The following is a 13,168-nucleotide window of genomic DNA, read 5'->3' as shown; positions in this document are numbered from 1 at the left end:
CGGGAGACCGCGGCCCGATCGGCGCCGGCATTCCAATCGGCATGCGGAAATCGATGCGGAATGCATGAGATTTCCGCCCGCCCATGCGCTCGTCAAGGAATTCCAGATGAAAATCGAATTGCTGCAGCCCGGCGAACACGCCGTTCCGGGCCAGGGCCTGGCCTTTCCCATGGCCGTACTCGTTCGGGATGTCAGGGACGTCGCCATTCCGAACATGGCGGTCACGTGGACGATGGATGGCCACGGACACCGTTTCGAGCAGGCGACGACCAGGACGGACAAGACCGGCGTCGCGCGCAACACGGTGGTATTTTCCGCGCCTTCCGACCTGGGCCGGGCCACGGTCTCGGTGCAGGCCGCCGACGGACGCCCGCAACCCATCGGATCGTTCCTGGTTGTTCCCGACGGCGCGGGCGCGGGCGGCGTACTTTTCCATCCCATCAAGGACGGGCGCGGGGCGACGCCGCCAGCGCCGGCAAAGCGGTCCGCCAAGGCCATGCAGGCAGCGGCCGGCTCGCTTCCCGCCGGCAAGGCCGCGGCGAACACCCTGCAGCTTTATTACCCCGCGGCTGGCGTCAAACTGGCCTGGGGCGTGCCGCAATACGCGTGGGCGCAATATCTCGATGACGGCGGCCAGCCGCTCAAGGGTCAGACGCTGATACCCACCGGCGATGGCGCCGTGTACATCGATCCGGGAGATCCGAAACCGGTCACGGACGACGAAGGCTGGGCCGTCATCAAGATCCAGGTCACACCGTCGCTGGGAGACAATCCGCCGTTCACCGCGCAGGACGCGACCGGCAATCTCTACCTGCAGGCTCAGGCCAACCCGGGCGACCGGACGCAGGGCCCCGTCACGTTCTCGACGACGGTCGGCGGACGTGGATATCTCACCGCGACGCCGGCGACCGGCATCACGCAAGGCTATTGGTGGGCGATCCAGGTCACCTACCGGCTTGCGGACGGGACACCCGCCGCCCATAGAAGCCTGACATGGCACAACATGACCGGCACTTTCGGGACGTTCTACCCGATGTCCTTTTCCCGTCCGGGGGCTGGAAATCCTCCCGCGACCTGGCAGTCGCAGGAGGCCTTTTCGTTCACGGACCAGAACGGAGAATCGACACTCTACGTCCTGACCGATAGCGGCTATGGCAAGGACATCCAGGTCACCCTGGTCATTACATCGCTGAATGAGTTGAGTCCATCATTGGACTCCGTCGCGGTCGGGCCCATAACGGTCATGCGTCGGCCATACCCCCCAGCGATCTGGCCGATCGTTACGGGCGATCTGTCGATCAAGTCGCCTGGCAAGCAGGTCTACGTGGAATTCTCGGAATCGAGACTCCCCGATGGACAGAACGTTATCTGGAGGTCCCTGGATTCGCGGGCAACCCTTTCCTACGCCACCACCCAGGTGCAAGGTGGCAAGTCGGCGAATTGGGTGACCGGAAAGAACGTGGATCCGCTGTACGGCGCGACGATCTCAGCGACGGCATCGCCGCAAGGCAATGCGGCGACCGCCGATTTCACCCTGCTGTTCGGCAATGGCATACCGACATATACGCGTTTGCTGAACCTGTCGCCGGCACCCACGACGGCGCCCTTATCTTCGGGCGAGTGGCACACGCTCACGCTGACATGCATGAACCCGGACAGCCTCCAGGTAGGCGAGGCCGTTCGATGGTACGCCGATCCGGCGAGCAGCATCGAGTTCAATCCGCCTTATCCCGGGTCCATCAACGCCAGCAAGACCAACACGGTCGATGTGCGGGCCGTGAATATCTCCACGGACACGCGCATCGCCATCAGCGCCGAGATCTACAACAGGCAGTCGGGCAAGTATGACAAGGCCAGCCATGTCTATACCTTCGCCGCCCAGGTCGCGAACAATGCCCGGATCGTCGTCAATCCCATGACGCCGGCGCCGGTGATGTATGCGCCTTCCACGGTGTCGGCCACCTACACCATCGGCGGCAAGCCGGTATCCGGCGCCGACATCCAGTGGGCCGCGACGCCGCCGAACACCGCCGCGTTCTCGCCCAACCTGTCTCAGACGAACAGCCAGGGCATCGCATCGACCACGATGACGGCCTATGGTCCCAACCAAGCCACCGGCCTGACCATCGTCGCCAGTTCCTATGACGACACCACGCAGGAAACCGTCGCCGGCAGCCTGGATGTACAAGTCGCCGCCGCGTCCACGCCGCCGGCCGATTCCGCCGCCTGGCTGGACCTGGTTTCCCTTGAAGGCGACACGCTCTACGGCCTGACCTGGCATGTGCTGCAGGTCAGCTATCTGTACGACGACGGCCGCCCCGTGACCGGCAAGCGCCAGATCGACTGGTCCACCGTGAACGGCAGCGGCGCGGAACTCCAGGAAACGTCCACCTGGACAGACGAGAACGGCGTAGCCACCAACATGATCCACGGCCCCGGCACCTTCCACGGCGATCTGGTCCAGGCCATCGTGCGCGTCAGCACCGCCAACCCGCAGACCAGCCAGCCGGACAGCGCCACGGTGTCGCTGATCCTGACGGCGAACGACGTCGAACCGGTGTCCAAGGCCATGACGATCACGGTCGACGGCACCCAGCCCATCAACAGCGGCTATGCCTGCCCGATCAGCGTCAAGTACACCCAGGCCGACCTGATCACGCCCATGGTCAACGCCCCCGTCACCTGGGCCGTATATCCCTATGTGGAGGACAGCGGCGATCCGCCCTACGAACTGAGCTTCGGCGAAGTCAACCCCACCTATACCGGCGACGACGGCGTGGCCCACAACACGATCAGCTACAACGGCACCCAGGACCTGCCGAACGCCATCCTGGTCGCCAGTTGCTTCAATCCGGTCACCGGCCAGACCGATTTCGCCACGACCCGCCTCAGCTTCGATTACGTGTCGCCGTTGACCGGCATCATGATTTCCCGGCCTTGGGCGACGAACCCCGCTTCGGGCAATGTCATTCCATCCATTCCCTGCCAGGTGGTGACGGCCAGGATGAACCTGGCCAGCGGCGAAGGCGATGCCCAGGTCAAGATGGTGACGGAGCCCGCCCAGCTCAACGGCGTCCAGGTCTATACCACCAACGGCGTCCAGGTCCAGCCCGTGGATGGCGCCTATACGGTCATGAGCCAGAACGGTGCCGTCGAGGTCCTGGTCGGCGCCCGCTTTCCGACCTTCTTCACCCTGCAGGCCTATTACCCGGTCAATGCGCCGCAGCCGCTGTGCGACACCGACCTGTGGCTGTCGACGCTGGGCGGCAAGTATTCGGACGCCCGGTTCCCGCTGACCATCGAGAACCTGGATATGTCCGCGACGCCGCCGCTGCTGACCATGCCGGACAAATCGACCTGGCCCGACCCGTCGTTCACCGTCAGTCTGCCGGCCAGCGGGCAACAACTCGATCCGGACGCGCCCCTGGCGATCCTGTTGAATTACCGCGTTGCCTATACCGGCAAGGTCGCCGATATCCTGGCGCCGAACAGCATCGACATCGCGTATGCGATGCTGCAGCCCACCGGCAATACGATCGCCTATTTTGTCGGCACCAGCGTCGCCGTGACCCAGCGCGGCAACCTGACCTTCGATGCGCAGGGCCAGGCCCAGACCTATCCCTGGACCGGCAGCATTTCGCCGACCCTGTCGATGCCGGCCCTGGTCCCCCCGCTGCAACGCGTCACGGCGGTGGACATCATCAACGGACTGAACGTCAGGATACTGCCGTCATCGACACAGTCCGGCTGGAAGTACCAGGCAGGCGACCAGATCACCGTGTACTTCTACCTGTCCGGCAAGTACCCCTTGCCCGACGTGGCGTCGAACTATTGCCCGAGCATCACCCAGCCCGCGCGCAACGTCGCCACACTGCGATACACGATACAGGCAGGCGACGCACTGACGACGGGACAGCCGCAGGTGCTTGGCCCCTTGCCGCAGGCGCTGCTGGCCGGCTATGGCGGGTCGGGCACGCTGCAGCTGAACTTCTCGGTCCAGCGTGGCAGCACTACATACTGGTCGAAGGCAGGCAACACGATCGCCATGGACACCGCCACGATCGATCCATCCCTGTGAACCCGCCAGCGCGGCGCGGCCCGAAGGCCGCCCGCCTGGCCCGGTCGCCGCAATGCGTGCGCGTAGCGATTCTCCGCTCATATGGCCTGGGCTATCGAGGATTCCAGATGAAGACCGACTTGCTGCAGCCTGGTGAAGCCCGCTCTAGCGCGGGGAACTCGCTGACCATCCCGTATCCGGGCAGCGGCGTGAAGCTGGCCTGGGGTGTGCCGCAATATGCGTGGGCGCAATACCTGGACGGCGCGGGCCAACCGTTGGCGGGGCAGACGCTGATACCCACCGGCGATGGTTCCGTCTATATCGACCCCGGCGATCCCAAACCGGTGACCGACGCGTATGGGTGGGCCGCCATCAAGATCCAGGTGATTCCCCCCCTGGCCTACAACCCGCCATACACGGCGCAGGACGCGACCGGCAATCTTCATCTGCAGGCTCAGACCAACCCGGGCGATGAGACCCAGGCGCCCATCACCTTTTCCACGACCATGGGCGGTCGCGGCTACCTTGGCGCCACGCCGGCGACCGGGCGGACGCAAGGGTATTGGTGGGCGGTGAAGGTCGTCTACCGCAATCCGGACGGCACGCCCGTGGCCCACAAAAAGCTCATGTGGGAAAACATCAGCGGCACGTTTGGCACCTTCTATCCGATTTCGTATTCCTCGATGCCCCTGAATCCGCCCGGCGACTACTCGTCGCTGATCGCATGGTCCTATACGGACCAGAACGGGGAATGCACGCTCTACATACTCACGCAAAGCGGATATAGCCGGCCCATCGGCATCGGGCTGCGGATATCGTCCACCAACGAACTGAACCCGCCGGCCGACTCGATCCAGATCGGGCCGCTGGGGGTGGACCCGCGCCCCTATGCCGCAGCCGTCTGGCCGAACCTTTCCGGCAACTCCGGAATCGTCCGTCCCGGCGCCCAGGTGGCCCTGACGCTCAACTCGAAAAAGCCGATTCCGGACGGCACGAACATCACCTGGAAATCCCTGGACAAGCGGGCCACGCTCGCCTATCCGTCCACCCAGATGCAGAACGGGAGCTCCGTGAACTGGGCGACCGGCAAGGACGTGGACACCCTGTACAACGCTGCGGTGCTCGCGGAGTCGATGTATCCGCCTGGCGTCCCGGAACAGGGTTATTTCACCTTGACCTTCGGATACAGCACGCCTTCCGTCGACCGGTACATCCAGCCCAATGCAAGCCAGCCGCTGTCTTCCGGCGATTGGCACACCTTCACCTTCAATTACGCGAGCGGCGGCTGGGCGACGGGACATGCCGTGCGGTGGTCGGCCGACCCCGCCGGGAGCATCGAATTCAAGCCACCCTATCCTGGCACCCTGAACACCAGCGGCACGTCGTCCGTCGACCTGCGCGCGGTGGGGCTGACGGCGGATACCCGCATCGCCATCCAGGCCGGGATCTATAACCCGCTCTGGGGCGAATACGACACTGCCGGCTCCACCTACACGTTCCTCGCGCAGGCGGACACCGGTGGCCAGATCGTCGTCGGGACGATCACGCCGGCGCCCGTGATGTATGCGCCGTCCACGGTGTCGGCCACCTACACGGTGGGCGGCAAGCCGGTATCCGGAGCCGACATCCAGTGGGCCGCGACGCCGCCGAACACCGCCGCGTTCTCGCCCAACCTGTCTCAGACGAACAGCCAGGGCATCGCATCGACCACGATGACGGCCTATGGTCCGAACCAGGTCACCGGCCTGACCATCGTCGCCAGTTCCTATGACGACACCACGCAGGAAACCGTCGCCGGCAGCCTGGATGTACAGGTCGCCGCCGCGTCCACGCCGCCGTCCGATGCCGCCGCCTGGCTGGACCTGGTTTCCCTGGAAGGCGACACGCTCTACGGCCTGACCTGGCATGTGCTGCAAGTCAGCTATCTGTACGACGACGGCCAGCCCGTGGCCGGCAAGCGCCAGATAGACTGGTCGACCGTGGACGGCAGCGGGGCGCGGCTCCAGGAGGCATCCACGTGGACCGACGACAACGGCGTGGCCACCAACCAGCTCCTTGGACCCGGCACGTTCCAGGGCGATCGGGTCCAGGCCATCGTGCGCGTCAGCACCACCAACCCGCAGTCCAGCCAGCCCGATTCCACCACGTTGTCATTGATCCTGACGGCGAACGACGTCGAGCCGGTGTCCAAGGTCATGCGGATCACGGTGGATGGCCCCCAGCCCATCAGCAACGGCTACGCCTGCCCGATCAACGTCAAGTACACGCAGGCCGACCTGACCACGCCCATGGTCAACGCGCCCATCACCTGGGCCGTCTATCCCTATGTCGAAGACGACGCCGACCCGCCCTATGCGCTGAGCTTCGGTTTTCCCAATCCCACCTATACCGGCGACGACGGCGTGGCCGTCAACACGATCAGCTACGAAGGCACGCGGGACCTGCCCGACGCCACCCTGGTCGCCAGCTGCTTTAATCCCCTCACCGGCCAGACCGACTTCGCCACCACGCGGATCAGCTTCGTTTATGCGTCGCCATTGACCGGCATCATGGTCTCCCGGCCCTGGGCGACCAATCCCGGATCCGGCAACGTTCTTCCATCCGTCCCATGCCAGGTGCTGACGGCGGGGATGACCCTGGACAACGACGAAGGTGACGGCCAGATCAGGTTGCAGACCGTCCCCGCCCAGCTCAACGGCGTCCAGCTCTACACCAGCGATGGTACCCAGATCCAGGCCGTGAGCGGCGCTTATACGGTCACGACCCGGGATCGCTCGGTCGAGGTCCTGGTCGGCGCCCGCTTTCCGACCTTCTTCAACCTGCAGGCCTATTACCCGGTCGACGCGCAGCAGCCGCTGTGCGACACCGATCTGTGGCTGTCCACGCTGGGCGGCAAGTATGCCGACGGCCGGTACCCGCTGGCCATCGAAAACCTGGACTTGTCCACGACGCCGCCGCTGCTGACCATGCCGGACGAATCGACCTGGCCCGAGCCGTCGTTCACCGTCAGCCTGCCGGCCAATGGCAATGGCCAACAGCTCGATCCGGACGCGCCCCTGGCGATCATATTGAATTACCGCGTCGCCTATACCGGCAAGGTCGCCGATGCCCAGGCCCCCAACAGCATCGACATCGCCTATGCGATGCTGCAACCCACCGGCAACACGATCGCCTATTTCGTCGGCACCGGCATCGCCGTGACCCAGCGAGGGACCCTGGTTTTCGACGCGCGGGGCCAGGCCCAGACCGATCCCTGGACCGGCGGGATTTCGCCGACCCTGCCGATGCCTGCGCTGGTGCCCAGCCTGCAAGGCGTCACGGCGGCCGACATCGTCAACGGCCTGGCAGTCAGGATACAGCCCGGATCGACACAGTCCGGCTGGAAGTATCAGGCTGGCGACCGGATCACCGTGTACTTCTATCTGAGCGGCACGTATCCCTTGCCCGATACCGAGGGTTGTCCGAGCATCGCGCAACCCGCGCGGAACGTCGCCACGCTGCGGCACACGCTGCAGGCGGGCGATGACTTGACGACCGGACAGGCCCAGTTGCTCGGCCCGATCCCGCAGGCCTTGCTGGCCGGCTACGGCGCCCCGGGCACGCTGCGGATGAACTTCGCGGTCCAGCGTGGTGAAACGGCGTACTGGTCGCAGGCAAGCGCCACGATCGCCATCGACACCGCGACGATCGTCCCCCCTTCGTCATCGCTGTCGTGATCCTCGTCGCAACGGCGCTCGAGCGGATGAAACATCGATTCAAACCACAGTGAGAAAGACACCATGGCCCTGTACATACCCTATATCGCGGTCGACAAATATGTCGCGATGCCTTACGACCCCGGCACCAACCAGCAGAACGTCCTGCCTGACGCCACGGCGTATTATCGATTGGGCATACAGGTGCACAACGCCGACGGATCGTTGCCCCAGGGCGCGGTTCCGGTATACCTGGGCGACGACCAGAACCGAAACCGCGTCCAGTACTGGAAGAGTGACAAACAGACCAACATCACGCAGACCGTTCTGGATGGAGGGTCCATCATGTCGGATGCCCAAGGCCATCTGACGGTCTATATCGCTATCACCAACTTCCACTACCCGTCGTATCCCGGCTGCATATTCAACGTCTACGCCAGCCCGACACCCGATCCGGTCGACTATGGCGTCAATCAGACGTTGACGTGCTGCTATTACACCCAGGACGCCGCGTCCAAGGTCATGGACCCAAACCTCGAGCCCCTGGTGCTTTCGGTTGACGGGCACGGGCAGGTCACGATACCGGCCTGGAATAGTTTCGACTATGCCTTGAGCATTTTGCTGGAAAGCCCGGACCCGAACGTGAGCTCCGACGCGAAGCTTTCCATCGTCGTCAATGGCAGGCGCGTGGACAACAGCAGCTACACATACCAATCCTTGTTCACGGGCGTGGACATCCCCTATAGCCTGATGATCCCGGGCAACAACTGCATCGTCTACATGACCGACGACGGCACCCCGAGGTTATCGAAGCCGTGGCCGTTCACCATCGTCGGCGTGCCCCTGCTGATGCCGAACCCCAACATACAAAACCGCTACGGCCTGCCATGGTGGTTCGGCGCCCCACCGGGTAAGCCGCCCAAGAAAGAGCCTCTGGGACTGAGCGACATGCAAGACAGCGACGACGGACCCGGTTTCGACGTCGTGCTGGCCTTCGCCTCCGATGTCAAGCCAGGCGACGTCTACAGCGTTCTCATCTACATGAACGGCTACACCGCGTCCGGCGAACCGCAAACCCGAATGCTGGGAGACGGAAGTCCGCTGCCGAACGGCGTGGGTGGGGACAATCTGCTCACGATCATCGCGCCGCCGAACGTCCAACCCGGGGACACGATGTCGGTGGCTTCACCGATCGCCACCTTGGAAGGATTCGGCGCGAAAGATGCGGCCGACCCCGGCTTTCTGTTCGTGAATTTTCAAGTCAACGGACAGGACTGGTCCGCTCCCTATGTGGGCAATAAACGGCCAGTAAAGATCAACTTCGCGGAAGGCACCTGATGGCGGCGAGAAGCGCCGCCGAACTTCCGATGCTTGAGGAACAGCCATGTCCGAGATCATTTACTTCCGCGCCGACAAACAGCTCGCCGCGCCGACCGGCCTGCAGGCGTCTTCGTCGGAGCCGGCCGATCCGCATGATCCACGGAGGACCATCACGATCACGATCCAGGTGCTCGGCGACGGGACGGCAGGAGACTCGCTGCCCCTGGCCATCGGTAGCGGCGAAGCGCGCGGCGCGATCCTTTATTTCGATGCGGACTTCCTGCCGATACCGGTGGACGAACAATCGTTCATCCACGTGGCCACGCGGAAAGACGGCGGACTGATCGTGTATGTTTGCGCGCCGCAGAGCATCCTGTGCACCCTGCTGGCCAAGATCGACCAACCTGGCCAGAACTTTCGCTCATTGGAACTGCTCTTCTTCGATTACCAGCTGACGCCCGCGGAAGGGCTACTGGCGCCCAGCCTGTCGCGCGCCAACGGCCAGCTGAAGATACCGCCCTGGAGCAGCTTCGATTACGCGGCCAACGCCAATACGCCGCTGCCGCCAGCCGTCTACGAGGCCGCGGCCATCGTGTGCAATCAAACCTATGCGCATATCGGCGACCCCAACATCATTCCCAACGACTTCCGCGTGCCCTATGGGGTGATGCTGCCGCAGGGCAAGCAGAACACCGTGGCGTATGTTTTGAAAGCGGGCAGCAATACGATCTGCTCGCCCGTCGTCAACTTCATCGCGGTGGGGCAAGGCCTGGTCATGCCCGATCCCGAGAAATATGCGACCTACCGTGCGCCCGAATGGGAAGGCGGCACTTCGCGCCAGCTCAATACCTACGATATCTACCCCGATCTCGTACTGAACATCACCCTGGTTGACGATGTGCGGGAGGGCGACCTTTACGAGGTCAATATCTACCTGAACGGCTACGACAAGAACGGCGTGCCCATGCCGCCGGCGCCTGTCCAGGTCTATACGCTGCGGGCGCCCAAGGATGCGCGCGCGGGCCAGCAGCTACCTTGCGCGATCAGCCAGGACAAATTGCTCGGGTACCGGCGGAAGGATGCGAGCAATTGGGGCTATATGTGGGCGGACTGCCAGATCACCAGCGCGGCATGGTTATACGCATCCGGGTGGACCCGCCCCTGGGGGCCGATAAAGATCGACTTTTTCTAGCTCCGCTTCCTTGCGGGGTCAGGGCCCGATTCGAGATTTCGGAGCGCTCGGCGCGTACCCGACGCCGCGCACCAGGAAGCGCCAGTAGCGCGGTCCGGCGCCGGTGTCGATCACCGCGACGCCGCCGACGTTCACGCGCGCCTGACGCACGCATGCGGAGTCGCGCGCCATCCATACGGACGCGGCGCCGCGCGGCGGCAGCTCCAGCCACTCCCGTGGCGCGTAGCCCGGCGACACGGGCACACCGGTAATGGACAGGCGGGTGCACAGGCCGACGAAGGCCTGCGAGCCCAGCAAGGCAATGCGGACAGGCACGGGACGGGGATTTTCCACGCGCAACCAGACGCCGGAACCATGGCCGGCGGTCGCATCCGATTGCTTGCCCGGTCCGGCCGTATCCGCCGCGGCGTCGGCGCCCTGCCCTGTCACGGTGATCCGCAGCGGTTGTTCCAGCGCCGCGTCGCGCGGCCATTGCCGGTCCGCGCGCGCCTGGCCGGCCAGCACCTGGCGCGAGGTGTCCGCGACGTAGGCCGCACGGCCTCGCCATTCCGCGAGTGCGTCGGTCTTGCACCCGCCGGCATTGGCGACGACGCGTACCGCCTGCTCCGCGGTCATCAGCACCGGCGGCACTTCGTCGCGAAGCGCTTCCAGCATTGCCTTCGCCGACAGCTTCAGGCGCTGCCTGGCGACGGTTTCCAGTTCGTCCAGGCGGCGGGCTTCCCGATCGCGGTCGCCATCGGGGCACAGGACATCGACCTTGGACAGCATGTCCGAGGCCATGAGGGCTTGCCGCAGCGTGTAGTTCTCCTGCGCCGGCACCGGCGCGACAGGGGCAGCCGACCCGGCGGATGCGGCGGGTGCCCTTGGTGCGGCATCAGGTGCGGCGTGTTGTGCGGCGTCCGGTGCGGCGCGCGCGCCCATGGCGCAGGTCGCGAACCCGAGCGCGAATGCGGCGATACGGATGCGCATCGTGCGCCCTGCCCTCAAGCGGAGGTATCCTCGCCCAGGTCGAACAGGCTGGTCGCGTCGAGCTCCAGCACCGCTTCGTCATGCTGGTTGTAGACCACCCAGGCCCAGTTGATGATGCCCAGGTCGCTGCGCGACGACGAGCTGCGCACGCCGTGCACGCGCGCCTCCAGGCGCAGCTGGTCGCCCGGGCGCACGGGCACGCGCCAGCGCACTTCGCCCAGCCCCGGCGAGCCGAAGGATTCGGAATCGTGCAGGGCCGCGTCGACGGCCATGCGCATGGCCATGGCGCAGGTATGCCAGCCGCTGGCGATCAGGCCGCCCCAGCGCCCTTCGTTGGCGCGCTTGACGTCGGTGTGGAACCACTGCGGATCGTACTTGCGAGCGAAATCCAGGATCTCGGCTTCGGTGACCTTGAGCGGGCCGGCGTGTATGACCATGCCCTGCTTGAACTCGGCGAACTTCATCTAGCGGCTTCCCCATGGCGGCCGGGCCGGAACTGCGCCAAGCCGCGCGCCCGTGGGGCGCCTGGGCGGGATCGTCCGGTCGCGGTCAGTACGTCTCGAAATGCAGCCTGCCTTGGCGGCACAAGGCCTGGTGCAGGATAGACCAATCCTGGCCGGCTTGCACGGCGGCATGCTCCAGGGCGTCCAGCACGCCGGTTTCCATGCCCTTGAGTCCGCAGACGTACACACAGGTCTTGTCATCGTTGAGCAACGCCAGCACGTCGGCCGCCCGCTCGACGATCAGGTCCTGCACGTAGCGCTTGGGCTGGCCGGGTTCGCGCGACAGGGCCAGGTTGATGTCGATGAAGTCGGCGGGCAGCTTCATCAGCGGACCGAAATACGGCAGCTCGCGGCGCGTGCGGGCGCCGAAGAACAGCATCAGCTTGCCGTTTTCCTTGCCGTCCATGCGGCGGCGGCAACGCTCCGTCATGGCACGCATGGGAGCGGAGCCGGTGCCGGTGCAGATCATCAGCAGGTTGGCGCCGGATCGGCCGGGCATCAGGAAGGTGTTGCCGAAGGGGCCGATGACGCGCACGGTGTCGTGCTTGGCCAGGTCGCACAGGTAGTTGGAACAAAGGCCGTCGTGGGTGTTGCCGTCGCGGCCGGCGGCCACGCGTTTCACCGTCAGCGACAGGTTGTTGTAGCCGGGGCGCTCGCCATCGCGCGGGCTGGCGACGGAGTACTGGCGCGCGTGGTGGGGCCGGCCCCGCGCGTCCACCCCGGGCGGCAGGATGCCGATGGATTGGCCTTCCAGAACGGGGAAGGACGCTTCGCCGAAATCGAGGACGATGTGGCGCACGTCGCTGTCGGCAGCGTCGTCGGTGACGCGGTAGTTGCCGACGACGGTCGCCACCACCGGTTCCTTGTGGGTATACAGGTTGACGTAGGGATGGGCGGCCGACCAGGGCGGGACGGTGGCGCCCCGGTTGACGACGACGGCTGCCGCTGCGACGCCTTCCTCGATGAGGGCATCGTCAGGCGCGCCGGCCAAGGCGGCGCTGGCCAAGGCGGCGCTTGCCGACTCGGGCGTAGCGAAAGCCGGCGCGGCGTCCGCGCTGGCGGACGCGCCGCCTTGGCCGGCAACGGCCTGTGCAACGGCCTGCGCTTCGGCCAGCAGGCTCTCCACCGGTTCCTGCGGCGGCAAGGCGTCCCAACCGAACTGGTCGTCCACGCCGTAGGCCCGCGCGCGCGGGATGACGCGCCAGTTGTCGATGGAGCCGGTCGGACACGGCGGCACGCAGGCCATGCAGCCATTGCAGACGTCCGGATTCACCACGTAGTTGTTGCCGTCGTGCGTAATGGCATCGATCGGGCAGGTTTCCTCGCAGGTGTTGCAGCGGATGCAGATCTCCGGATCGATCAGATGCTGCTTCAGCAGGCTGGCGGGCAATGGCGCGTTCATCTCTACACCCTGGATACGGCCGGCGGGCGG

Annotated in this window: 7 protein-coding genes; 4 read left to right on the top strand and 3 right to left on the bottom strand. The window is 65.2% G+C overall.

Annotation, left to right across the window (positions count from 1 at the left end):
* The first annotated feature begins 64 nt into the window (after positions 1 to 64).
* The 4 genes from CAL12_RS05325 (at position 65) to CAL12_RS05310 (ending at position 10,264) form a co-directional block, all read left to right on the top strand.
* Positions 65 to 4,078 (top strand): hypothetical protein, encoded by a 4,014-nt coding sequence (locus CAL12_RS05325; protein WP_086063537.1) that lies wholly within the window; start codon positions 65 to 67, stop codon positions 4,076 to 4,078.
* Between the two features lie 107 nt (positions 4,079 to 4,185).
* Positions 4,186 to 7,773 carry a hypothetical protein gene (locus CAL12_RS05320; protein WP_086063536.1) on the top strand — a complete coding sequence of 1,196 codons (3,588 nt, stop codon included), beginning with the start codon at positions 4,186 to 4,188 and terminating at the stop codon, positions 7,771 to 7,773.
* A gap of 63 nt (positions 7,774 to 7,836) precedes the next feature.
* Complete coding sequence (locus CAL12_RS05315; protein WP_086063535.1) at positions 7,837 to 9,090, top strand: hypothetical protein; 1,254 nt, start codon at positions 7,837 to 7,839, stop codon at positions 9,088 to 9,090.
* A gap of 46 nt (positions 9,091 to 9,136) precedes the next feature.
* The gene (locus CAL12_RS05310) at positions 9,137 to 10,264 is read left to right on the top strand and encodes a hypothetical protein (RefSeq protein WP_086063534.1); all 1,128 of its coding nucleotides are present in this window, start codon (positions 9,137 to 9,139) and stop codon (positions 10,262 to 10,264) included.
* Between the two features lie 18 nt (positions 10,265 to 10,282).
* On the opposite strand, the gene CAL12_RS05305 is transcribed toward CAL12_RS05310, so the two are convergent.
* The 3 genes from CAL12_RS05305 to boxA form a co-directional block, all read right to left on the bottom strand.
* On the bottom strand, positions 10,283 to 11,233 hold the full coding sequence (locus tag CAL12_RS05305) for a hypothetical protein (protein WP_157792892.1): 951 nt from the start codon (positions 11,231 to 11,233) through the stop codon (positions 10,283 to 10,285).
* A 14-nt stretch (positions 11,234 to 11,247) separates the two neighbouring features.
* Entirely contained in the window at positions 11,248 to 11,697 is a 450-nt protein-coding gene (locus tag CAL12_RS05300) for a MaoC family dehydratase (RefSeq protein WP_086063532.1), read from the bottom strand.
* Positions 11,698 to 11,782: 85 nt separating this feature from the next.
* On the bottom strand, positions 11,783 to 13,138 hold the full coding sequence (gene boxA / locus CAL12_RS05295) for a benzoyl-CoA 2,3-epoxidase subunit BoxA (protein WP_086063531.1): 1,356 nt from the start codon (positions 13,136 to 13,138) through the stop codon (positions 11,783 to 11,785).
* Positions 13,139 to 13,168 lie beyond the last annotated feature (30 nt).

Origin of the sequence: Bordetella genomosp. 8, assembly GCF_002119685.1 — a bacterium.
Lineage (GTDB): Bacteria > Pseudomonadota > Gammaproteobacteria > Burkholderiales > Burkholderiaceae_B > Bordetella_C.
Note: the sequence above shows the minus strand (reverse complement) of the source record. Positions and strands in the feature narration are given on the sequence as shown.